Below are 22044 nucleotides of genomic sequence, written 5' to 3' on the forward strand. Positions count from 1 at the left end.
AAGGGCAAATGGCGCTGGCGATCCGCTGTTCTACGGGGGCAGTAGCGATGAGACAGTGTTCGCGGAAATTCGCGCCACTGCAGGCAGCTCCGTCAATATCGCCGCCTTCACGGTCAAGTCTGGCCGCAGCATCACAGCACACGTCATCGGCGAGCTCGATCACTATCGCCGTTGGCGGCGGAACCGCTTCCTGCCCGCAGGCCTGGAAGACCACGCACAGAACATCCTTGCAGAACTCCGCCCCGACGTTGCACTGGCAGTGCAGTTGGTCGATGCATTTCTGGCTGACCGGTTCAGCCGCCCCGGAAAAGATGCCTACCGGGTCACCAATCTGATTGCCCGTGAATTCCTCAGATCTCAGTCGATAGACGCGATCATCTACCCCAGCGTAGCTCACCCTGGCGGAACGAACTACGCCATCAAGGCTAATGTCAGCCGGGAACGGCTCGAAGCACGGGCCTGTGTCGCGGTAGAAATACTCAACGACTATGGGTACGGCAGTTTTCGCGGTGGGCGATACGGTCTCGCCAAGCTACGCCCCGAGACCAGTGAGATCCCCTGGGTCACGCCCCAAGACCATCCTGAAGTCATCAAAAAACTGAAGCTGGAAACGGAAAAAGACCCCGATCCCATCATCGCTTGGATGATGAGACCGGGGTCTCGATAATCGAACTGTCGTGCGCTACCGGGTCGGCCCTCGCCACTTGTCGAAGCTGCGCGCCCCGGTGTAGCCCAGGTAGCCGGCACCGAACAGCCACCATAAGCTCTCGGGCACTGCGCCCAGCAGCTTGTTCAGGTTCTCCGCTGCCTGGAAGACGTGGGTCGGCCACCAGATGCCGATGATGGCGCCCATCACGCACAGCAGGATCACGCCGTAGATGACGTACAGAAAGGTCGGCCGTGCACGGCTGGTCCAGGGGTCGAGCGAGTTGGCTTCGGCCAGGATCGCCGAAAGACTCGTCTGCATCTCCTGAAGGGCCAACTGCCCTTCGGCTTGCAGCAGCGCGAGCTTGGCTTTCTCCCGTTCGGCGGGGTCCGGCACCAGGCGGTCGATCAGGCGGCTACCGGCTTCGAGCAGGCCCGGTGCCAAGGTGGTCAGCAATGGCGTCATACCGTGCCCTCCACAAATTCCGCCATCCGGTTCATCCAGCCAGCGGCGAACGCTGACTGCTTGGGGTCGTTGGTGATCATGCGTCCGAGATGACGCAGACGCTGTCCCAGCACCTTGCCGTAGAGCACACCTTGGTCGGCGGCAGCGATTGCTGCGCGGGTCTTGGGACCGATCACGCCATCAGCGGTGACGCCCAGCGCTGTCTGCAGCCACTGCACCGCTCGTTTGGGTCCGGAATGCACACCGGCATCGACCAGCAGATGCAGCAGCGCCGGATGCGCGATGGTCTCGAACCCGGGACCGGTGATGTACTGCTGGCGGTAGATCGCGCGGGCTTCCGTTTCTGTCAGGGCTTGCACCTCTGCTGCCGTGGCAGCACGACCCAGCTTGCGCCAGGCCCCCAGTGTCTGCGCTGTGATACCGAAGTTGGTCGCGCCGCCCCGGTCAGCGGGGTGATTCACGTAGCCGCCCTCGCGGCGCAGAATGTCATCGAGGATACTGTCGATGGTGCTCATGGCCGCTCCTTACCCAGGCGCGTCTGCGCCCAGCGCTCCAGTTGGTAGATGGCCTGGCTGCCCATGTGGCCGGAGATGCCGACCAAGGCTGCAGTGACCAGGGGATTGAACTGCGCAGCCTCGCAAAGCCAGAAGGTGATGAGGCCGGCGAAAGCCGAGGTGGCAATCTCGCCGATGAGCTCCACTACGTTGAAGGCCCGGGTCTCGCCGGACTTCACCTTGCGGTAGAAATTGACCAAGCCACCCCAGGCGGCCAGCCCGGTCACCCACAAGTAGGTGATCAGGCCGTAGGTCGAAGGATCTTTGTCAGGGGTCACAGTGCTTGTCTCCTTATCTGTTAGATTCGGTGGTGGCTGTAGTCGGCGTGTCAGTCACTGGCACAGGCGACGCCGTGAAGCGCTCGCACTCGACCTGCGTGGTGTAGCCCTGGGTGCCGAGGCGGTGCTCAACGCGCTTGATGCGCCACTCGGTTGGGATGCCCGGGCGCAGCGAAATCGACAGCCGTCCCTCGGCTGCCAGCCTCGGGTCACCGGGTAGGCTGAAACTGAGTTCCCCTTGCCCGCGCTCGCCGGTGTTCTTGCGGGTGGCTGCGGCGGCCTTGGCCTCGGCTTCCGTAGCGTGGACGTAGCGGATCTCCTCGAACGGTGGCTGGCCAGTGGTCACTTCCCGGCGCTCACCTTTCTCGAAGTCCCACCAGTACGCGCGTGTGCCACCGGTTGCTGTCGTCGGTGGTGTCGAAGTGTCGCGGTCACTGGTGGAGCCACTCCCGCCGGGTTTGCGCGCCGAGTGCCGATAGCGCCATTCGGCCAGGTCCCTGGCACTGAGAGAGATCGTCGGCATCACCTGGCCGGTGATGGTCTTGATCGCCCCCTGCTTGGCCAGCACCAGAAACCCCGCCACGGGCTTGGCCACGGCATCGTGCTTGGCGGCCAGCCTGGTGAGCAGCGCCATGTCCGACTCGGCCGTCTGGTCCAGATGCGGGATGGCAATGGCGCCGAGTTCGGGATCGATCCTGGCCTTGTACCGATGCTCGGCAGCGATGGCCTCTACCAGTTGGCCCAGCGTGGTCGCATCCCAGGAGCGGGTCTTGGGACTGCGAAACGGCCCGACCATATCGGCGGCCTTGGCCGAGACCGTCAGCGTGGCCGGAGGCGAGCGCATCTCGACCTCGTCGACGATGAAGCGCCCCATCGACACCAGCCGGGTTTCGGCATAGCCCAGCGACACCGTGAGCACCGTGCCGATGCGCGGCAGCTGCGCAATCGCGCCGTCCTCACGGCGGCGATCATCGAGGGTCAGCTTCAGCTCATCGGACTGGATGCCAGCTTCGTCGGTGACCACCAGCTCGATCAGCCGGTCGCGGATGGCAGCGGTGATCTCTTGGCTGTCGGCGTAGAGACGGAAGATCGGTTGCATCTGTCTGTCCTCATGACCACAGCCGGATCACCGGCGCTTCTACCGGCAGTGGCAACTCAGGCAGCTCGATCACCAGGCCAGCGGTAAGGACTGGGGGCAACTGCGCCAGTGAGGGATTGGCCTCAAGCACGGCGGCCAGCACTTCGCTGCGTCCATAGTGCTGCCAGATCAGGTCATCGAGCACATCCCCATCCCGGGTGATCACGCGCTTGAAGATCGCTCGGGTCATGGCTGATCCTCCCCGTAGGCCTTGAGCTTGATGCGGAACTCCAGCTTCCTGGGCTGGCCGTCATCGGCAAACACGGTGCGGGTGTCCCCGATCTCCGTGATCGCCCAGGCGCCCCAGATGCGGCCGAGACCATCGACCAGTTGCAGCGGCTTGCCAGCGTCCGCAAGGGATCTCATGGCTTCGATCTGCCCAAGACCACCCTTGAAGCTCGGGTAGATCACGCCGTCGAGTTCGATCTCACCAACGTTGCGTCCGACGAACTGCAGGGCAGGATCGCGGTTGATGCGCGCCTGCTCCTGCCAGCGCCAGGACTGGTTGAGTGAGAATTTTTGGTAAGCGAGCGTGGCGATTTCAAAACGAAATTCGCCCAGGCCCAACATCACCCGTTCGGCCATGGCACACCTCGGTAAAGAATGAGAAAAGGAAACGTCTGATCAGGATCAGTCGTACATCGCAGCCGCCGGACTGCGGGTGGTCTCACGTATCAGCGCGCGCAGGCGTGATTCGATGAGTGCGGCGATCTCGCGCGCATCCATCCCGGGCGGTGCGTTGACCGTGATCGGGGCCGACAGCGACACACTGGTGTTGCCGCGCGCAGCCATCGGTTGAGAAGGCATTGCCATCGGCCGGGTGTTCGCTGCAGGCGGATTGCCCGCTGACATCGGCATTACCCCAACGGGTGCAGAGCCGACCGAGGGGCGTGGTGCGGTCAGCGAAGTCGTGCTGCCCAGCGCTGCTGGACGCGAGGACGTCGGTGCCGTGGATGTCGGCGCAGCCTGCTGCTCGCCGCCAAAGAGCGAAACGAACCAGTCGCCGACCTGCTTGCCGGCGTTCATCACCCAGCCGATCTTGTTGGCTATCCAGTCGATAGCTTGACCAACGGTGGCGGTGATGCCCGACCAGAGACCGGTCATGAAATCCGCCACCGGCTGCCAGGCGGCGCTGATCAGGGTCAGTGGTGAGAAGGACGTGAGCAGCTGAAACCCCTCGATCACCCACCCCACCAGCGTGCCCACGGCCCGGATCGGTAGGGTCAGCACCGTAAAAGCCGTGCTCAACACACCACCGATCACCGCGCCGAGGGACTGGCCGGATGCGGAGAGCGTGTTGAACTCCTCCGTGGAAAGCGTCACCGGCGCGAGCAGTCGCCCAATCCAGCCCACCACCCGGCTCACGCCATCGGCGATGAAGCCAAAGACGTTGGCGATGAGAGTTCCAATCGGCGCCAGCGGTGCCAGTGTTGTGGAAAGACTGCTGATCGCCGGCTGCACGGCGGCGCGAATACCCTCGAACACCCCACCGACGTAGGCTGCTATCGGGTCCCAATACTTGCGGATCACCAGCGCGAGACCGGCGACAGCAGCACCAATCCCCGCCACAATCCAGGTGATCGGGTTGGCCAGCAAGGCTACCGTGGTGGCACCAATGGCCGGCAACATCGACCAGAAGGCCAACGCTGCCGATTTGATCGGTGCGATCAGACCGAGGGCGCCGGTCTGCAGCCGCTGCCAGGCAATCGACAGAAGACCGGCACTGCTCCCGGTCGCTGCGGCCTGCACTTGCAGTAGCGCCAAGCCAGCCCGCGCCGACTGGAACGCCACCTGCGCCCCGAGGATCGGCCCCTTCACAAAGGTCCAGGCATAGCCCAAGGCGATGGCCGCCACCTTCAAGGCCAGCACAGCACCGACCGTGCCCACCACCACTTGCGTGACGATGGGAAAGCGTTCGGCCAGCGCCGTGATGCCTTCGATGGGCGCCATCAGCGCACCCACGAGGTTGTTCAAAGCCGGCAGCAGCGCATTACCCACCGTAATGCCCAGCCGGCTCATCTGGTTCTTGAGAAGCTGCAGGTTGTTGGCCGTGGTGGCCGAGCGTGCTTCGTACTCGGCCTGCATCGACCCCGCGTAAGCCGTCTGATCGGCGACCAGCCCCACCGCCTTCTCGTAGGTGGCCATCGAGCCCACCAGCTTGGCGATGTCGTCGGCGTACTCCATGCCGAACAAGTCCGACAAGGTGCCCATCAGGTCGGGCGCCTTCTTGACCTGCTGCAAGAAGGTCGTGAGCGCCCCCTGAGCATCACGGGCGATCATCTTCTTCATGACCTCGGCCGACAGCCCGATATCCTGCAGCCCCTGCTGGAACTTCTCGTTTTGCTTGTCGGCGGTGGCCAGCTTCATCAAGAGCGCATTGATGCCGGTGGCCGCCACCTCAGGTGGCGTCTTCAAAGCGAGAAAGGTCGCGCCCAGGGCATTGAGCTGCGCGCCAGACAGGCCGAACAGCTTGGCCGTCGAGCCCGCCCGGTTGGCGATGTTGAGCAGGTCGGACGCCTTGGCATCCATGTTGTTGGACAGGTGGTTGATGGCATCCCCGAGCTTCACCACCTCGTCTTGCGTCAGTCCAAAGATCGAGCGCAAGCCCGTCATCGCCGCCCCGGCCTGCTGCCCCGACAGATCGAAGGCCACGCCCATCTTGGCGGCGTCCTCCGCAAAGCGCAGCAACTCCTCGCGGGCAATACCGGCCTGACCGGCAGCCGCGACGATGGCCCCAATGCCGTCAGCGGCCATCGGGATGCGCGTCGACATCAAGAGCACATCTTTGGACATCTGCCCAAACTGATCGGGCGTGTCGAAGTTGACCACCTTCTTGACGTCGGCCATCACCGACTCGAACTGGACAGCCGGCTGCACCAGGCCGTAGAGCGCCCCGCCCAAGGCCACGGCATCCATCATCTGGGCGCGATAGGCGCTGCGGTTCTCCAGATTGCGGGCTTGGGCCTGCTGGGCACGGGTCAGGGCTTCGGTGCGGGATCGCAGGGTTTCGAGCTGGCTGCCGAGTCGGGCAGACTCGCTACCCATCGCGCGGGTGTTGACGCCTGCGCGTTGCAGCGATCCCGAGAGTTCATCCACCGCTGCCCGCTGACGACGGTAGGCCTCCTCGGCTCGGGTGGCTGCCGCGCGGGCACGCTCCAACTCTCTGGACTGCTTGGCCGTGGCGCCTCCATCCTGGCCGGCGATGTTCGCTTCCAGCCCAGAGACCTTCTGCTGCGCCGCGCGCATGGCCAGCGCCGCATCCTTGGCTTGGCTACGCAGGGTTTCCAGCTGACGGATGCCGGATTGCTTGTTGCCCAGTTCGGCCATCGTCGAGCCCAGCTGGTTCAGTTGGGCCTGAGCACCGCGCACCGCCGACCCGAGCGAGGCCGCCAGCGTGGCACCGATACTGATCTGAACGGGATGCGCAGTGGCCATGGCGTACCTCAGGAAGACGGGGTGGCCGACAAGCGCCGCGCCAATGACAAGGCCTCGACCAACTCACTCACCTCCAGGGCAAGCAACTCGGATCGAGGCCAATGGGTGTAGAGGGCGAGCTCCACCACGAGGGCGGAGAGCTCACCCGGATTTACGACAAAAAACCGCCCAGCACCTTCTGCAGTTGGGCGTAGTCCTTCATATCGAGCTGATGGATCGCGGCGGGTGGCAGTTCAGCCAGGTTGGCGATCAGCCGGATCTCGCGCTCGGCATCGGTGCCGGCCGACTTCTGCGCGGCCAGGTGATCACCGACGGTGGGACGGCGTAGGGCGATGTCGGCAATTGGCACGCCGTCGTGCTCGATGGGAAAGTTGAGTTTGATGCGTTCAGCGGTGTTCATGGGTGGGCTCCTTGTTGTTCATCACGGCATTCATCACAAACCAATCGCCGCGCGAATGGCTTCCATCTGATCGGTACCGCCCACCTTTCGGACCAGGTTGATGGCGTCGATCTCAATCAGCTCTTCCTCGTCAATGGTCAGCTTGTAGTAGCTGGCCGCTACCGAGACCTTGAGGGTGCTTTTGTCGCCAGGCTTCCAGGTGCCGGCATCGAGCTCTTTCCAGCCACCGCGCAGGTTGACGATGACGGGCTTGGCTTCCGACCCTTGTGCCTGGATGGCGCCCCGGATGGTGATCTGCGTCGCGGCGTTGTCCAGCAGGCCGAAGAGCTTGAAGACTTCCGGGTCCTGGTCGGCGATGGTCAACTCGGCTTCGAGCTTTTCCATACCGAGGTCGATCTCGACCGGCAAATCCATGCCACCAGCGCGGTGCTCTTCGGTCTTCAAGGTGAGTTTGGGCAGTTGGATCTCGTCGATGCGCCCGGCGTAGCCGCGACCATCGACGAAGAGGTTCATGTTTTTCAGAACACGTGGCAGTTCGATGGCCATTACAGAATCTCCTCAAGATAGTCATCGACCAGGTGCGAGCGGAAGATGATGTGCTCGGCCGGGTACGGCGGGGTGAAGTCGAAGTTGAAATAAATCTTGCCGTCGGCAATCGAGGTCGGTGAGTTCAGATCGGGGTCGGCCCAGCACTTGCCACCCAGGATTGCGCCTTGGGCTTTGAGTTGGCGCAGGTAGGCGTTGACGCCTTCGGTGACTTCCTCAACGTAGGTCTTGGTGATGTTGCGATCCACCGCCCAGAGGTGGGCGCGCAGCAGCGACTCGTTGATCATGTCGGCGGTGCGCCGCACCGAAAGGAAGGCCCACTTGGGGTCCGAAGAACAGGTGCGGTTGCCCCACAGGCGGTAGCCATCCTCCTGAATGATCGTGGCCACCTCGTTCTCGTTGAGCAGGTTGGCCCGGGCATTCGGATCGCCCAGCGCGAAGTCCACCGGACGGTGGCTGCCGACGATGCCGTTGATGACGTTGTTCGACGGCGACCACCAAAAACCCCGGTCGTTGTCGATCTTGGCAATCAGGCCAGCGACGCGCGCCGACACCGGTTCGGTCACGACTGCGCCGCTCTTCATCACCTTGACGTGCGGATCGACCACGTAGATGCGCGGCGAGCCCCAGTCCTCGCGGTAGTCGATGGCGGCAGCGTCCGTGGTGTTGGGGCCATCGGCGATGATCACCGCGCGCAGGCGTTCGGCAATGCCCAGCAGTTCCGCCACCACCGGGTTCGCCAGTTGGCGGGTGTCGTCATCGGGATCAATGGGGCGCTGGTGCGTAAAACCCGGTGCGATGAGGATGCGTGGCGTGACCTTGGCCACCGACTGGGCAGCCAAGAGCGCCTGCAGGCCAAGGTACTGACCGGCCTCATCAACGCCACCGAGCACGTGGGTCTGTGTCTCGGCCTCGGTCGCCCCTTCGGCCACCCGGATCACGACCACCAGCGCACCGGCCTGATCGAAGATGCCGTCAATGGCCATCGGCAAGGTCCCAGTGGCGCCCAGCTTGGCCGCCTCCAGGCGAGAGCCGGCAATCAGCACCGGCGTGTTCAGGGGAAAGCTGTGCTCATCGGCATCCGGTGCGGTGCCGACAAGCCCGATCACGGAGGATCGGACCGTGCGAATGGGACGTGGGCCGTTGTCGATTTCAACGACCTCGACCCCGTGAAGAAAGTGATCTGCCATGGGTGGGCTCCAGAAGTAAAAAATCCGCCAGCGGCGGATCGGTTGAATGGATGGTTGCAGTGCGGCAGGCTCAAACGGTGGGCTTGCCCTCATCGGGTTCGATGGCCTTCTCGCAATGGTTCGGATCGAGCCGATCCAGCAGCCGACACAGCACACAGGCCCAGCGCTTGCCGTCACGCGCGGCCTTGCCGGCGCGGGAACTGAGCGTCTCGTCCTCGTGCCCGCCGAAAGCGGCATTGGCTAACTGGTCGTGGGCGACCGCCAAGGTCCAGGCACGCCGACTGCCGGTCAGGGCAGCGGCCAGCATCCAGATTGACGCGATCACCGCCGCGATCTGGCACAGCCCCCACAGCCCCAGCATCGACAGGCGATGTTGGATTGCGGCCATCACTGCAGCACCTCCTGCACCCGAGCCTCGGTCAAGAGGCCGCTGGCGGCGAGCGCCTGCAGGCCACCGATGGTCTGGGCATCGGCCAGATTCACCTCTTCAGCGATCTTCAACTTGTCGAGAAACACCTCGACCATGACCTCGGTCTTGGCGGCGGTGTAGATCGCGGCCAACTCCTCCATGGTGAAGCGATTCATGAAGGCCAGTTTGGTGATGACCTTCTGGGATGGAGCAGCCACGACCTGGGCTGCTTGTTCCGAAGCGATGAGGGCCAACACCTCCTCATCGGTTTTGCCGGGGAAGCGATCAACCGCCTTGCCGTCCTGCAGGGCATAGCGCAGGGCCAGTGTCGAAGTGGCTTTGCTGGGTGCTGGTAAATAGCCCTCCAGCGCCTCGGTGGCGATATCGCACACCACCCCGTTGTCATGAAATGCAATGTAGAGCTTGGGCATCGCGGTCTCCTTTAGATCTTCCAGTTCTCAACGGGCATCAGGCAGGGGTAATTGGTGCTGGTGTAACCGGTATCGATCCAGTAGCGACTGGTCGACAAACTGACCGTACCCCCATTGGCCAGCACCCCCGTGGTCTGGAACCCCGCCCCCGCAAAATCCATCAGGCCGACATTCAAGCCCTGGCTGGAGTCGGCGTTGTTCTCGTGGAAGGAATAGGCAAAGGCGCTCGCCCGGATCGGGAGGATCGACACGCCACAACTAGAGCTGCTGTAGGACAGCCGGTAGTAGCGCGTGGGGTCATCGGTGTTGACCACGTGCCCCGAGAGGCCCGAGCCGTAGTAGTAATAGGGCGCAAAAGCCGCCACCCACTGGTTGTCCCAGGTGATCTGGTGGCGCATCCCGTAGTAACTGCCCTGCTCGATGCCGTAGGACGTGGTGCAAGACACCGTCGTGAAGTTGGTGTCCAGCGCGCCGGTGTTGCCAGCGCCTGGGGTGAGCACGGCCATGTGCGAGCAGTTGCTCGGCACAAAACGCACCAGGGCGATCTTGCCGCTCTTGGTCGGGATGACCCGCATCCGGTACTGGCTCTCGGTATAACTGGTCGAGCCGTTGGCATTCCAGCTGAAGTCGACGTGCTGATAGCTGGCCCCGTTGGTACCGGCCTTGGCCTCCAGGATGAAGCGATCCAGTTCCCCAGGTTTGCCCGAGAGCTTGGCGCTGGGGTGCTTCCAGATGTGGGCGCGGTAGTTGCAGCTCGCATCGCGCGCTTCGATCAGCACCAGGAGCCCGGCAGCCCAGTGGTAGCCCACGGCGCTGCGCATATTGGTATTGGCCCCGGCCCAGGTGGCGGCCGAGGCAGTTGCCAGGCCGGTGGTGAGTTGATCCAGCTGGGCAAAGCCACCGCGTGTGTATTGGCGCAAGGTGGTACCGGAGAACCACAGCGACATCGGCTGACGGTAGCCTTCGGGACCCACAACCACTCCGAAATTGGCCATGAAGCTGCCCATCTGGTCGGGCTGGCGCATCGCCATGCCGCCGTTGGCCGACAGGCGTAGCAACTGGTGACCGTCGACCGAGTAGCAGGGTGTGGCCTTGACCCAATAGGTACCTGCCGCGCTCGAGCTCACCTGGCCATTGGTGTAATTCCAGCCGGTGTAGTCTGACCAGATCTCGCCTGAGGTCGCCCAGGCGTTGCCGGCATTGGTCTGGTTGGCCCGGCTGACCAGATTGAAATCCGAGTCGTAGATGCTGCAGTCCGGGCTGTTGTTGTATGAGGAAAACACCCCCACCAGCGGCAGCGGCTGCTTCTCATAGGCCGGTGCGGTGTCCACCGGCAGCGTGCGCAAGAATCGTCCCATTACGCCACCTCCTCAATGCCCCAGGCGTTGAAGCTGACCGTGGCGGCGCTGGCCTGCACCACGATCTTCTGCCCCGCAGCCAAGGAGAGCGCAGTGCGTTCCAGCACCTCGGTCGCCGCCAGACTCACATCGAATTCAATGAACTCGCTCTCGGCCGGCGTGGCGGACGCGGTCAGCGCCACGCGCAGCTTGGAGGCTGCCGTGCCCTTGTTGCAGGCCGCGACATTGACCACGGCGCGGCGGCCGGTGGGCACTTCGTAGAGGGTCGCCAGCGTGTTGGCGGCTGGCAGCGCCGTTCCCAGAATGGACATCGAAAAGGCTCCTTAGAGTTGGGCAAGGAAGAAGGTCTTGCGCCCCAGCACCAGTTGCTGGGTGACGCTGTTGGCAGCGGCCTGAGCCGTGGCCACGGCCTGATCGGCTGCGCTACTGACGGCCGCAATCGCCTGATCGCGGGCACTGGCAGATTGCTGGATCGAACTCTGCGCGGCAGCATTGACGGTGGCCACTGTGCTGGTCTCGGTCTGTGCCATCACCGCCAAGGCAGCCTCCTTGGTCTGGGTGACCGCAGATTCCGCCGCCGTCTTGGTCGCCGTGATGGAACTCTCAGCGGCGATCTTGGTGGCCGTGACGTTGGCAATGGCCACATCGGCGGCTGTGGCAATGGTGTCCAGCGTCGCCGTCTCGACGGAGGTAGCATGCTCAGTAAGCTCCGCCATCTTGATGTCGCCCATCTCCTCGACTTCGAGGACGGTGGCGCGACCACCGATGCGGTCGATGGCGGTGCCGAGATAGGCCAGTTCTTCCGGGGTGGCGATCTCGGCGGCGGTTTCGATCTTGGCTTTGATCGCGCGCACCGCATCGCGCAGCAAGGGGTCTTTGGCCATGGGAGGTGCTCCTTAAAAGCCGAACTGGTGAAACACCCGCAATTGCTGGCGGTGTAGGCGTTCGGTGAGTTGGTCTTGGCCCTGCTCAGAGGACGTCTCCTGCGCAGCGACATCCGCATCGATGCGGGTGATGGCTTCGCGCAGGTTCAGGACGTCTTCAGAGAGCAGGTGCTCGGGATGCGGCAAGGGATAGCCGCGCGGTGTGCGCTCAGGGGTCATCGCTCACCCCCTTCAGGTAACGATCACGCGCAGATTGCGCACGAAGGGCCGGTGCTGAGGGTTGCCGGACAGGGCCAGCTTCACGCGCGTGGTGCGATCCGCCCCCACGCCCACCAGGCTCGTGGCCTTGTAGGTGCGCTCGACCCAGCCGTTGCCGACCTCCACCCCCGAGGACAAGGAGAGCGCCTGGAAACTGCCGGGCGTGCCGGACTCGGCCTGCACTGCCACGCTGGACGTGCCCGGCGTCAGTGCATCAAACGTCACCGACACATTGAAGGTAGCGGCAGCGGGAATCGCCCGCGACAGGTAGTCCCCGGCCGCTTCCAGCGTGCCGAACACCAACAGCGTGCCCGGATACAGGATCGGGCTTGCCGTCTCGGTACCCGTCAGCTTGGCCGATACGGCCAGATTGCCGGAGAGCTTCTCGTTCAAGGCCAGCCCCTGGTCTTCCGACAGGGTGTAGATCCGCCCCTGCGCATCGGTCGCCAGAAACTGCACATCGGTGCCAGCGGCCGGACGCTCGACGCCCGCGAGCGCCATCACATCCGACAGGTTGGTCACCGTGTACTGGCCCAGCGAAACGGTCTTACTGGTCTGCGTGAAGCGGCACCCCAAGAGCCGGAAGGTCAGGTCCTGCGTCTGGTGCGGTGTCCAGGTGATGCCATTGCTGGACGAGAGCAGCACGCCGATCTGGTAGGGCTGAGCGGTGACCCAACCGGTGCGCGGGTCGTACTTGCCGAGCTCGGCCACCGACACCGCGTGGTTCGCGTCGTCGGTGAGCACCACAATGGCGTACTCGCGGTTGGCTTCCAGAGCGACCGGGGCGAGCGTGATGCGCGTGGCATTGCCGTCGGTCTTGATGTCGGACGCCAGCAACCGGCCTTCGGTCAGCACGGTGGTGGTGGGCATACCGACTTGCGTCTCACGGATCTGCACGATCACTGGCGCCGATCCCCCTTTGGTGGTGAACCACAACTCCAGCCCGCCGATGGTGCGGCGCTCGGGCAGTGTGAAGGTCTGGGCCAGCGGGTCCCAGCGGCGCACCACCGTGGTCAGGATGCGGCGGCGGGTTTCGGTGACGATCTGGCCGCGCCCGACGTAGGTCGCTGAACCATAGCTGCCACCCGCCCCAAGAAACTCCACCAGCTTCGCCCCGGCCGGAATCGCCTGCGGGATCTGGAAGCTGCCGGTGAGCAGGCCCGACGCATTGGCAGCGATACCCGCCGGTTGCGAAATACCGATGCCATCGAAACGCAGTTGTGCCAAGGCTTCACTGGGGCCAAAGCCTTCCACCCGATACGCCACCTGCAACGCACGCAGAAACTGCGCCTCCTCGCTGGTGGACGCCAGCACCTGTTCCGAGCGCCGCGTTTCCACCACTTGTTCGAGCACACCACTGCCGGTGATCAGACGCTCGGTCACGTCCGAAGCCCAGGTGGTGTTAGTCACCGTGAACTGGTCGACAGCCGGGTTCAAGGTAACCCGGGCCGGCACCGGCTCGAAGGCTTGGTAGGGGTTGATCTTCATCGACCCAGTGCGCGCCAGTTGCTCGATCACCGGGATCAAGGTGTAGTCGAGCGTGATGAGGGCGTTGCCGTTGTCCTTGGCGTGCTGCGCACTGGCGGTGATCGGCAGGGTCAGCACCCCGGCCACAATCGCACCGGTTTGCGCCACGCCCTGATCGCGCAGGTCGTCATCCAGGAAGTTGTCGACGAAGAGGCCCTTCTTGGCAGCGGGCTCGCGGATGTTGGCATCGACCCGCAGGCGCTCCAAGGCCATCAGATCGTAGAGGTCGGCGATCTGGCGCTGCATCGCCGTGAGTTCCGAGACCTTGATGGTGCGAATCGCCACGTTGCGCACAGTGGGTTCCGAGCCCCTGCGCCAGTCGTAGGCAATCTCGGCCAGCGCCAGGCGCGAGGCCGGCACCGTGGGTGCGACCGGATTCCTGACCTGGGAGATCCCCTTGATGCGCTCGACCTGACCGTCAGCAGTGAGCGCCAGCACATCGACGCGCGGCAGCTTCCACTGGTAGTCGATGTACATCGTGGAACCCTGAACGACGCCTGTCACCTTGAAGCCGGTATCGGACAGATCCGTCGGGGTGATGCTGGCGATGTACTGGTAGGTGACCTGATAGCTTGATCCGGGTGCCGGCTCAGCGCCACCGGGTGACCAGTCGACCTCATCACCCACCACTTTGTAGTCGGTACCTTGGGTGTAGGTCGTGCCGCCTTGTTTGACCTCCAGCACCGCGACCACGGTCGGTTCAGTCAAGACATCGCGGCTGCCAGTGAAGGCGCCATGGACCACCGTCTCGGTCTTCTGCTGCGTGACCTTAATGTCGATCACCTGGGCGAGCGGCGGCCGGTTGATCGTGACGACCATGGAGCCGTCACCGCTATCGTTGAAGACCTGCGGTTCGCTGGAGACGCGCTGCAGATCGGGATCAATGGGCAGACGCAGCCGCTGCGATTGGCTGCGCTCGACCTTGAAGCCATCGATGTTGGCACGGCCTTCTGCCACGGAGAAGATGTGCTCTTGGGCATCGGCATCGGTGCTGAGGAATCGGACACCCAATCCTTCGGTGACGTAATGGCCATTGGCGTCATAGTCGTAGCGCGCCAGACTCGCAATCACGCCATCGAGCACGGGCGGCTGGCGGCGGTTCTCCAGCAGGCCATTGTCCAAGGCATAGACAGCGTGGAAGTCGCCGGGCTGACCGTCACTGGTTCCCGACCCTTCCCAACCCCAGGCCAGGGTCTCTTGCAAACGGCCGGCACCGGGTTCCTGGTAGTTGCGCACGCCCACTGCGGGCTCACGCAGATGGGGGTCTTCCAGTTCGGTGATGGTGCGGGTGGAGAACCGCACGCCAACCGCGACACGTCCCTCCGTGGGGACAGTGAAGGTCGCTGCCGGCACTTCGCGTACCGCGCCGCGCAGATAGACGCGACCTGCCTCCAGCGTGACCAAGCCGGTATCGGCGTCGATCTGCAGGTTGGCGCCGCTGACGATGTCGCCGTCCTTCAACAGCGCATCGGCCACGCCTTGCAGGCGGTGGATCAGGGTGGTCTGGATCTCGTTGAGTTCTCGGGACTGCAGGCCGTCGCCAGCACGGAACAGCAGCTGGGTGTAGTGCTTGGCCGGGTCAAACAGGTTGTAGTAACGCTCGATCATGGGTGGCCTCGCGGATTAGAAAGTGACAACGAATTCGAAGGTCTCGCGCGTGCTGGGCTGGCGCACGATGGGCACCGAGTTCTGCAGCACGAGGAGGATGCCGGGCTCAACGACTTGGCTCGGCACGAAGAATTTCTGCCCAACGGGCAGTTCGGGATCGGTCTGGGTGCCGACGAAGAGGCCTTGCTCGCGCACCACGCTGGTGGCGGCATCCTCGAAGTCGAAGCGCACCCGGATGAAAAGGTGGTTCGTGGGCTCGGTGACCAGCCGGTAGCGCCCAGTCGGCACCACGATCTCACCCTCGGGGTCGGCGGCAACGAAATGCACCTCGTCCACCACCCGGCGGCCCACTTCGCGCAGCAGCGCCGTCTGGCCAATCGACTCGGGCGGGTGCGAGATCTTGAAGTAGACGGTGACGTCTCCGCCTTGCGGGATGGTGCTGGCCGGCAGACGGTGGATCACGCCCTCACGGGCATTGGCGCTATAGTCGATGTCGAGCGCGTACTCGGTCTGGTCATCCAGCGAGGTGACGCGGATGTCGGCCAGGTGCGTAAAGCCCAGCTCGATCACACCCGCCTCGTCAAAAGGTGTGCTGATCGCCTTGGTGGTGTCCCACAGCGGATCGCCCTCGCCCAGGGCGAGGTGCAGGGTTTGTTCTTTGATCGCGGCGGCAAGCGCAGCGCGACCGCTGGCAGTCAGGATGGCCATCGGGTGCTCCAGAAAATGAATGAGGGAGAAATGCAAAGCAGCAGCGCTCAGTGCGCCGCCGAATCAGTTCAGCGTCTGATGGGTCGCGCCGATCAACTCACGGGTGCCGGTCCAGGTTGAAGACGGCCAGCGCACACTGGTCCAGCTCTGGCCCTGCCAGCCAGCTTGGTGACTGGCCACGGCAACACGCGATGGCGCCGCTTGCGTGCTTGTGTTGCGCTCGGTGGCGCGGGTGAGCAGGCGCTGCAGGTTGGAGGGTGTTTCCTCAAACCCGTAAGGCGCCACATCGGTGAAGCCCGAGACGGCGATGTGCATCTCGGTCAAGGCTCGCCATTCGACCTCGGCCAGATCACCCAAGGTGAGATCGCCCAGGGTGGGCAGTGGACGTGTGCGAAACAACGAATGCCGGGGCGTGCGGGTATTGACCTCGCCCAGAATGACTTCACTGAGCACCACCTGCGCCCTCTGGTACAGGCGTGGCCGCCAGCCAGCGGCATCGGGCAGGCCCAAGTTGCCTCGGGTGTGATCCCGACGCACGAAGCCCCGATCCAGACTGGGTACCGATTCGCCCAAGGCCAACATCCCCAGCGCCTGATCGGCGCGGGCCTGGACACGATGAACAGCGAGATGGTCGCGGTGGGCCAGCAGGCTCAAGGTCGGCACGACCAGGTCGCCCGGATGGCCTCGAGCAAATCGCTCCAGGACTTCGACGCGAATCAGCCGGTGCGGCGTCGCGGACAGCTTGTCACTGCCACCCAGGGTGATCGCTTGCCCCAGCTCCTGCCAGACAAAGCGCGGCAGGTTGGCGTTGATGTCGCCCAAGGGCGGGCTGCTTGATAGCACCACCATCGCCCGTGCAAAGCGGCGTTCGGGCAGCAAGGTGGTCGCATCCGGCACGCCCAGCGCATTGGCGAGCGTGAACAAATGCGAGTGCAGGATCTCCTCGTTGAGCGTGTGCCCAGGATCGCCCAGCGCCGAGAAGTCGAGTAAATACCGGTCGATCAACCTCGCCACGGCAAAGCGCGTCGCTTCGCGCGTGGGCGTCAGCACGATGCTGGCCGGTGGGCTCGCCAATTGGCAGACCCGGCCAAACGACAACTTGGTGCGCCCGTCTCGCCAGAACACCCCACTATGATCCGACAGCAGCGCCTCGCCCAGCCGACTCTCATCGAGCACGACGCGCCGCAGGTCATGGCCGTGATAGATACGTGACAGGCGAGAGCGGGCCGGTGCCGACAGGCGGGCAATGGCGATCAGGTTGGCAATCTCTGTGTCGCTGTCGAGCACTTGCCCCGGATCGAGTTGGAACTCGGCAAAGTGAACACCGGGCGGTTCCTGCTCGACCGTGGCGCGCATCCCGATCCAGGACAAGGCGGTCGCCAGTGCGGCCGGCGTGCCACGCAGTCGCTGCCAGAGGATGCCCTCGGCGATGGCGCGGCGCGGCTCCGGCAAATAGGGCAACAATTCGCCGAGGCCATACTCCCAGATCAGCCAGGGCAGCAGCGGGTCCGACGGATCGGTCTTGAACTGGCGGATCGCATCTGCCGGCAGTGCCAGCCTGGACAGCGGATCGGTCGCCAGGGATAACGCCTGCTCCAGCGGTGTGGCATTGGCGGGCAGCAGATGGTCAGCAGTCATGTGCCCTCCAACGCAGGGGGAGAAATGGGAAGGCGCGAAGCGCTATCGATCCCGCCCCGCAAATTCCAGATTCAGATGGATCAGCCGCACCGCCTGGTTGGCGTTGGCGCGAATGTCGGTGCTCGGCGCGAGCAATTCGACCTTGTGCACGCCGGCACGCTGCAGCTCGCCGATCACCCAGGAGGGCGTCAGATCCCAGCCCAGGCCCGACTGCGCTGCCAATGCCTCCTTAAACCGTGCCTCGATGGCCTCGAAGGCGGCCATCGGCGTATCGGGGTAGAGCCAGATCCGGGCGGTCACAGTGACGGGAATGAGTTCGGCCGGCACCACCTCGACGGTGTCGGTCAGCACCCGGATGTCGTCACGCAGCACCACGGCGCGCACGGCATTGAGTACAGCATTCGATACCGTCTGTTCTTCGCCCTTGGCCAGCACACTGATGCTTACCCGCCCAGGCTCCGGGCTGCCGACCTCTACATCCGCGACCGCGGGAGAGGCCGAGAGCGCCCAGTACCTGTAATGCGCCGCGCCACCGGCGTTGGCAAAGCCGATGATGCGTTGGCGGATGCGCAGGCGCAGCGCCTCGTCGGTCTCATCGGTCAGACGCGTGACACCATAGAAGGCCGCCAGGTGGTCGAGATCGCTACCGGTGGCAAAGGCCAGGAGGGAAGCTTTGGCCGCTGCGTTGATGCGATTCCTGAGCAGGACCTCCCGGTAAGCCGCGACCTCCAGGAGCTTGACGGCCGGGTCTGAGGCCAAGAGGGCCGAGTAGTCCGGGTAGCGGGATTGAAACTCGGTCTGCAGTTCCGAGAAGATCGTCTCGAAGGACAGGGTCTCGATCACTGCCGGGGTTGGCAAACTCGCCAGATCGCTGAGCGTCGTCATTCACACCTCCACTGCGGTGAGCACCGTGGCCTGGCCATCGGGCAGATAGATGCCTTCCAGATCGAGCACGACTTGCCCGACTTCTGCCCTGGCGATGCGCACGCGGGTGAGCTTGAAACGCGGCTCCCAGCGCGCCAGCGCCTCGGCGGTGGCTGAATACAGATCCATGGCCAACCTCGGGGTCATCGGGCGGTCGACCAGCGTGGGCAGGCGCGAGCCATAGTCGCGACGCATCACCCGGGTGCCGATGCGAGTGGTCAGGATGTCGCGGATGCTCTGGCGCAGGTGGTCGATGCCAGCCAGGGGCTGACCGGTTTGGGCATTGATTCCGAGCATCGCTGATTACCCTGCATAGACATTGGGTGACCCTTCGGCCACGCTCGAACCACAGGCCACCGGATCGCCGATGCGCCCGACGGCCTGACCCTCGGCAAACACACTGGAACTGCCCTCCGCCAGCAGGCTGGCGTGACAGGCGGGACCACAGCAGTGGGTCGCCCAGGCATCCCCCACCCGATGCACCGCGATGCTATTGATGAACACCGATGCGGCAGCGGAGCTACTCGGGCGTGCCGGGAAACAGCCGTGGCCGGTGCATTGATCACCAAGACGAGTGACGGCTGGCATGGCGATCTCCTTTAGTGTCGCGAAAGACTTGCGCGACACCATTAATGTCGCGATAATGGTTTCGCGACACTAAAGTGCGTTTAATGTCGCAATTTGAGCGATGCACGACAGGAGGACCCGTGGCCAGAACCATCCCGACAGACACCTACGAGTCGGTGCTTACAGCCATCGCTTGCTTTCCAGACGGCGCCAGCATCGAGCAGATTGAGGAACATCTGTCTGCGCCGCCAAATCGTCGAACGCTGCAGCGCTGGCTCAATAACCTGATTGATCAGGAGCGAGTGCGTCGTGAAGGCCAAGGGCGCGCTGTTAAGTATCTGCGCGGCAAAGTCGTCAGTGCTCAGGTCAATATCGTCGCAAGTGCAACCGTAACCGCTCATGCCGAAATCCTGATCCCCCTCTCACCTGAAGCAAAAGAGGTCGAGCAAAAGGTGCGGCAGCCCCTGATGTTGCGCAAACCAGTGGGTTACAACCGAGCGTTTCTGGATGAGTACCGTCCCAACGAAACCTACTACCTCAGCCAATCGATTCGAGACGAACTGCTGTCACAGGGACAGGCCGTCAGCAGCAATGAACCGGCAGGAACTTACGCCCGGCAGCTGGCCAATCGGCTACTGATCGACCTGTCCTGGAACTCCAGCCGACTGGAAGGCAACACATATTCCCTGTTGGAAACCGAACGGTTGATCTCAGCTGGCGAGGCCGCATCAGGCAAGGATGCACTCGAAGCGCAGATGATTCTGAATCACAAGGAAGCCATTGAGTTCTTGATCGACTCGGCCGGGGAGATTGGCTTCAATCGCTATACGCTGCTCAATCTGCACGCTTTGCTGTCGGACAACCTGCTGGACGACCCCACCGCCAGTGGTCGCTTACGCACCATCGCGGTTGGCATTGGCCAGACCACTTTCCTGCCGCTGGAAGGGCCACAACGGATCGAAGAGTGTTTTGACCAGGTGCTGGATACGGCCGCTGCCATACGAGACCCCTTCGAACAGGCGTTCTTTGCGATGGTGCATTTGCCGTATTTGCAGCCCTTTGAGGACGTCAACAAACGGGTGTCTCGCCTGGCCGCCAACATTCCGCTGATTCAACGCAATCTTTGCCCTCTGTCTTTCGTCGATGTATCGCAAAGCACCTACATCAGCGCCATGCTGGGCATCTATGAAATCAACCGTGTTGAGCTTCTGCGCGATGTATTCGTCTGGGCCTACAAACGCTCCTGTGCACGCTATTCCGCTGTGCGCCAGTCGCTAGGCGACCCTGATCCCTTCCGTTTGCAACACAGGCAGCACATCACCCAAGTGGTCGCTACTGTGGTGCGCGAAAAGATGAGCAAGCCACAGGCCATCAGTCACATCCACCGCTTTGCACAGGAGCAGATCGAGGCCCCGGATCGCGAACGATTCATTGAAGTGGTCGAGAACCAACTGCTCAGTCTTCACGAAGGCAACATTGCCCGATATCGCCTAAGACCCAGTGAATTTCATGCTTGGCGAGAGGTCTGGAAATGAACCCAGTGAACAGAAACGAAACGGTCGCCACAAAACTGGCGAAACTCGACCGAGACATCGAGACAGGTAATGTTCACCCTCTGCCACCCGATCTCGAAAGATCCATGATGAAGGTGCTTGAGAATAGCGGTCGCATCGACACCAACGAAATTGAAATCACCGGGGATGTCGATTTGTAGCTGATCAGTTCAGATCAATCCGGGGTGCAGTCAGCCGCGCGCCCTGATCGCTGAGTTCTAGTCGCGTCGGGCCAATCTCCAGCACGATCTTTCCACCTGCAGGAACGGCTAGGCGCCAGTGATGCTGCGCCCGGTCGTACTCCATCACCGCTCCATCCTTGAACAGGGTCCGCGAGACGTCTGCTGAATCGGCCGGAGCAGGATGCTCGCTGCGGTAGATCGATCCGACCACCACACCTTGGTTGAGATCGCCACCTGGCGCGACCAGCAATACCTGCTCACCGGGCTCTGGTGGATGCCAGGTCCGGTCGAGTCCTGCGCGCACCGTCGCAAAGGGCAGCCAGCCCGTGGTGATGGGACCGGCCTGCACCCGCACGCGGGCACGAGCCGTGTCGAGCGCCACCACTTGGCCCATCAGCGCCACATTGCTGATGCGCCGCTCCGCCTCGGTCATGTCCTGGTGCAGGTTGCGCTGGCTCATGAACCTGGCTCCCGGTACTGGGTGCCGACCGGCTGATAGCTGTGCTCATGGCGAGTGCCGATCTCCGGCACCCAACTCACCAGCACCTGCAGCGGCAATTGACCTTCTGTCACTTCAACGGGTTTCGTCCAGTAGCTGACCTCGAACGACAGGCGAGCAGCCAGCACCGGCGTATCGCCCTCTCCACCATGATCAACCTCGGTACGGGTGAGGCGCGTACCTTCCACCAGTAGGCCCAGGGTCTCATCAGCATCGAGGGTGGCTTCCACCGCCTGCGCCAGGAGATCTGCCTCTTCGGCAGCGGCTTCGCCACTGGCGATGATCTCGACCGACAACTCCAACTTCCGATAACGCAGCCCCGGATCGGCGTTGGGCTGATCCTCGATGCGCTCGTCCCGTGTGTAGATCAGGACGGCCGGCAACTTGCCGGCAAAGAGCGGCGTGCTGCGGTGGATGCTGATGCGTGCGGGGGTAATGCGCGCATCCACCTTCGGCAAATTTGCAGAAAGTTGGGCTGCCACCGCCTCACGGATCAGGGTGCGCGGATGCTTCATGGCCACTGCCTCCCTTGTGCAGCATCAATTTCAGAAAGCCGTGCCCATCGGGTCGCACCTCGACGATCAGGTAGAGCACACCTTGCACCGTCACCACATCACCTTCAGTCGGGGTAGCCGGCAGATCCGCCTGTCGCACCTCCAGCACCGGCTGCACCATGGACACCGGCACACCCGTGCTGGCATCCACCTCCTGGTGCGCCGCCGAGAACACGCCCCGACCTGGCAACGCCTCGGCTTGCCCTTCAAGGTGAAACACCACCGGCTCACCGAAGGTGGTGAGCACGATGGCGGACATGGCCCGGGTCAAGTCACCGAAGACCGTCATGAC

Annotated in this window: 28 protein-coding genes; 3 read left to right on the plus strand and 25 right to left on the minus strand. The window is 63.4% G+C overall.

Features of this window, described 5'->3' with window-relative positions; genetic code table 11:
* On the plus strand, positions 1-667 hold a 667-nt coding region (locus PHT20_RS01580; protein ID WP_301019137.1), incomplete at its 5' end, for an RES family NAD+ phosphorylase.
* A 15-nt stretch (positions 668-682) separates the two neighbouring features.
* Here the strand turns inward: PHT20_RS01580 and PHT20_RS01585 are convergent.
* From PHT20_RS01585 to PHT20_RS01690, 22 genes are all read right to left on the minus strand, one after another.
* Positions 683-1111 (minus strand): holin family protein, encoded by a 429-nt coding sequence (locus PHT20_RS01585; protein ID WP_301019138.1) that lies wholly within the window; start codon positions 1109-1111, stop codon positions 683-685.
* Entirely contained in the window at positions 1108-1626 is a 519-nt protein-coding gene (locus PHT20_RS01590; RefSeq protein ID WP_269263651.1) for a glycosyl hydrolase 108 family protein, read from the minus strand. The genes PHT20_RS01585 and PHT20_RS01590 overlap by 4 nt, the downstream gene beginning before the upstream one ends.
* On the minus strand, positions 1623-1943 hold the full coding sequence (locus PHT20_RS01595; RefSeq protein ID WP_145770238.1) for a phage holin family protein: 321 nt from the start codon (positions 1941-1943) through the stop codon (positions 1623-1625). The genes PHT20_RS01590 and PHT20_RS01595 overlap by 4 nt, the downstream gene beginning before the upstream one ends.
* Before the next feature lie 13 nt (positions 1944-1956).
* Positions 1957-3042 carry a contractile injection system protein, VgrG/Pvc8 family gene (locus tag PHT20_RS01600; RefSeq protein WP_301019139.1) on the minus strand — a complete coding sequence of 362 codons (1086 nt, stop codon included), beginning with the start codon at positions 3040-3042 and terminating at the stop codon, positions 1957-1959.
* A gap of 10 nt (positions 3043-3052) precedes the next feature.
* Positions 3053-3271: a tail protein X gene (locus PHT20_RS01605; protein WP_301019140.1), complete on the minus strand. Its 219-nt coding sequence runs from the start codon at positions 3269-3271 to the stop codon at positions 3053-3055.
* Positions 3268-3666: a phage tail protein gene (locus PHT20_RS01610; protein ID WP_269263656.1), complete on the minus strand. Its 399-nt coding sequence runs from the start codon at positions 3664-3666 to the stop codon at positions 3268-3270. Before PHT20_RS01610 ends, PHT20_RS01605 begins: the two co-directional genes overlap by 4 nt.
* Positions 3667-3711: 45 nt before the next feature.
* Entirely contained in the window at positions 3712-6516 is a 2805-nt protein-coding gene (locus PHT20_RS01615) for a phage tail tape measure protein (protein ID WP_301019141.1), read from the minus strand.
* 151 nt (positions 6517-6667) lie between these two features.
* Positions 6668-6916 carry a phage tail assembly protein gene (locus PHT20_RS01620; protein ID WP_301019142.1) on the minus strand — a complete coding sequence of 83 codons (249 nt, stop codon included), beginning with the start codon at positions 6914-6916 and terminating at the stop codon, positions 6668-6670.
* Positions 6917-6949: 33 nt separating this feature from the next.
* On the minus strand, positions 6950-7462 hold the full coding sequence (locus PHT20_RS01625) for a phage major tail tube protein (RefSeq protein ID WP_301019143.1): 513 nt from the start codon (positions 7460-7462) through the stop codon (positions 6950-6952).
* Complete coding sequence (locus PHT20_RS01630) at positions 7462-8652, minus strand: phage tail sheath protein (protein WP_301019144.1); 1191 nt, start codon at positions 8650-8652, stop codon at positions 7462-7464. The genes PHT20_RS01625 and PHT20_RS01630 overlap by 1 nt, the downstream gene beginning before the upstream one ends.
* A 70-nt stretch (positions 8653-8722) precedes the next feature.
* Positions 8723-9040, minus strand: a complete 318-nt coding sequence (locus tag PHT20_RS01635; RefSeq protein WP_301019145.1) for a hypothetical protein — start codon at positions 9038-9040, stop codon at positions 8723-8725.
* Positions 9040-9492, minus strand: a complete 453-nt coding sequence (locus PHT20_RS01640) for a hypothetical protein (RefSeq protein ID WP_301019146.1) — start codon at positions 9490-9492, stop codon at positions 9040-9042. Before PHT20_RS01640 ends, PHT20_RS01635 begins: the two co-directional genes overlap by 1 nt.
* A gap of 11 nt (positions 9493-9503) precedes the next feature.
* Positions 9504-10850: a hypothetical protein gene (locus tag PHT20_RS01645; RefSeq protein WP_301019147.1), complete on the minus strand. Its 1347-nt coding sequence runs from the start codon at positions 10848-10850 to the stop codon at positions 9504-9506.
* The gene (locus PHT20_RS01650; protein WP_172205892.1) at positions 10850-11161 is read right to left on the minus strand and encodes a hypothetical protein; all 312 of its coding nucleotides are present in this window, start codon (positions 11159-11161) and stop codon (positions 10850-10852) included. Before PHT20_RS01650 ends, PHT20_RS01645 begins: the two co-directional genes overlap by 1 nt.
* Before the next feature lie 12 nt (positions 11162-11173).
* On the minus strand, positions 11174-11734 hold the full coding sequence (locus tag PHT20_RS01655) for a hypothetical protein (protein WP_172205891.1): 561 nt from the start codon (positions 11732-11734) through the stop codon (positions 11174-11176).
* Positions 11735-11746: 12 nt separating this feature from the next.
* Positions 11747-11953, minus strand: a complete 207-nt coding sequence (locus PHT20_RS01660) for a hypothetical protein (protein WP_172205890.1) — start codon at positions 11951-11953, stop codon at positions 11747-11749.
* Between the two features lie 12 nt (positions 11954-11965).
* Positions 11966-15127: a DUF4815 domain-containing protein gene (locus PHT20_RS01665; RefSeq protein WP_172205889.1), complete on the minus strand. Its 3162-nt coding sequence runs from the start codon at positions 15125-15127 to the stop codon at positions 11966-11968.
* Positions 15128-15142: 15 nt separating this feature from the next.
* Positions 15143-15835 carry a hypothetical protein gene (locus PHT20_RS01670; protein ID WP_301019148.1) on the minus strand — a complete coding sequence of 231 codons (693 nt, stop codon included), beginning with the start codon at positions 15833-15835 and terminating at the stop codon, positions 15143-15145.
* Positions 15836-15898: 63 nt separating this feature from the next.
* Positions 15899-17473 carry a phage tail protein gene (locus PHT20_RS01675; RefSeq protein ID WP_301019149.1) on the minus strand — a complete coding sequence of 525 codons (1575 nt, stop codon included), beginning with the start codon at positions 17471-17473 and terminating at the stop codon, positions 15899-15901.
* A 42-nt stretch (positions 17474-17515) separates the two neighbouring features.
* On the minus strand, positions 17516-18358 hold the full coding sequence (locus tag PHT20_RS01680; RefSeq protein WP_301019150.1) for a baseplate J/gp47 family protein: 843 nt from the start codon (positions 18356-18358) through the stop codon (positions 17516-17518).
* Entirely contained in the window at positions 18359-18694 is a 336-nt protein-coding gene (locus PHT20_RS01685) for a GPW/gp25 family protein (RefSeq protein WP_301019151.1), read from the minus strand.
* A 6-nt stretch (positions 18695-18700) separates the two neighbouring features.
* Positions 18701-18985: a PAAR domain-containing protein gene (locus PHT20_RS01690; RefSeq protein WP_301019152.1), complete on the minus strand. Its 285-nt coding sequence runs from the start codon at positions 18983-18985 to the stop codon at positions 18701-18703.
* A 119-nt stretch (positions 18986-19104) separates the two neighbouring features.
* Here PHT20_RS01690 and PHT20_RS01695 point away from each other — a divergent pair, with 119 nt between their 5' ends.
* Positions 19105-20499, plus strand: coding sequence for a Fic family protein (locus PHT20_RS01695; protein ID WP_301019153.1), 1395 nt, complete (start codon positions 19105-19107; stop codon positions 20497-20499).
* Complete coding sequence (locus PHT20_RS01700) at positions 20496-20678, plus strand: hypothetical protein (protein ID WP_301019154.1); 183 nt, start codon at positions 20496-20498, stop codon at positions 20676-20678. Before PHT20_RS01695 ends, PHT20_RS01700 begins: the two co-directional genes overlap by 4 nt.
* A 4-nt stretch (positions 20679-20682) precedes the next feature.
* Here PHT20_RS01700 and PHT20_RS01705 read toward each other — a convergent pair whose 3' ends face one another.
* The 3 genes from PHT20_RS01705 to PHT20_RS01715 are packed head-to-tail and all read right to left on the minus strand — an operon-like array spanning position 20683 to position 22041.
* Positions 20683-21159, minus strand: coding sequence for a phage baseplate assembly protein V (locus tag PHT20_RS01705; RefSeq protein WP_301019155.1), 477 nt, complete (start codon positions 21157-21159; stop codon positions 20683-20685).
* A complete protein-coding gene (locus PHT20_RS01710) occupies positions 21156-21713 on the minus strand; it encodes a hypothetical protein (RefSeq protein ID WP_301019156.1) in 558 nt (185 codons plus the stop codon). The genes PHT20_RS01705 and PHT20_RS01710 overlap by 4 nt, the downstream gene beginning before the upstream one ends.
* A complete protein-coding gene (locus PHT20_RS01715; RefSeq protein ID WP_301019157.1) occupies positions 21685-22041 on the minus strand; it encodes a hypothetical protein in 357 nt (118 codons plus the stop codon). The genes PHT20_RS01710 and PHT20_RS01715 overlap by 29 nt, the downstream gene beginning before the upstream one ends.
* Positions 22042-22044 lie beyond the last annotated feature (3 nt).

It is taken from the genome of Rhodoferax sp., assembly GCF_028715765.1.
In the GTDB taxonomy this organism is placed as follows: Bacteria; Pseudomonadota; Gammaproteobacteria; order Burkholderiales; family Burkholderiaceae_C; genus Rhodoferax.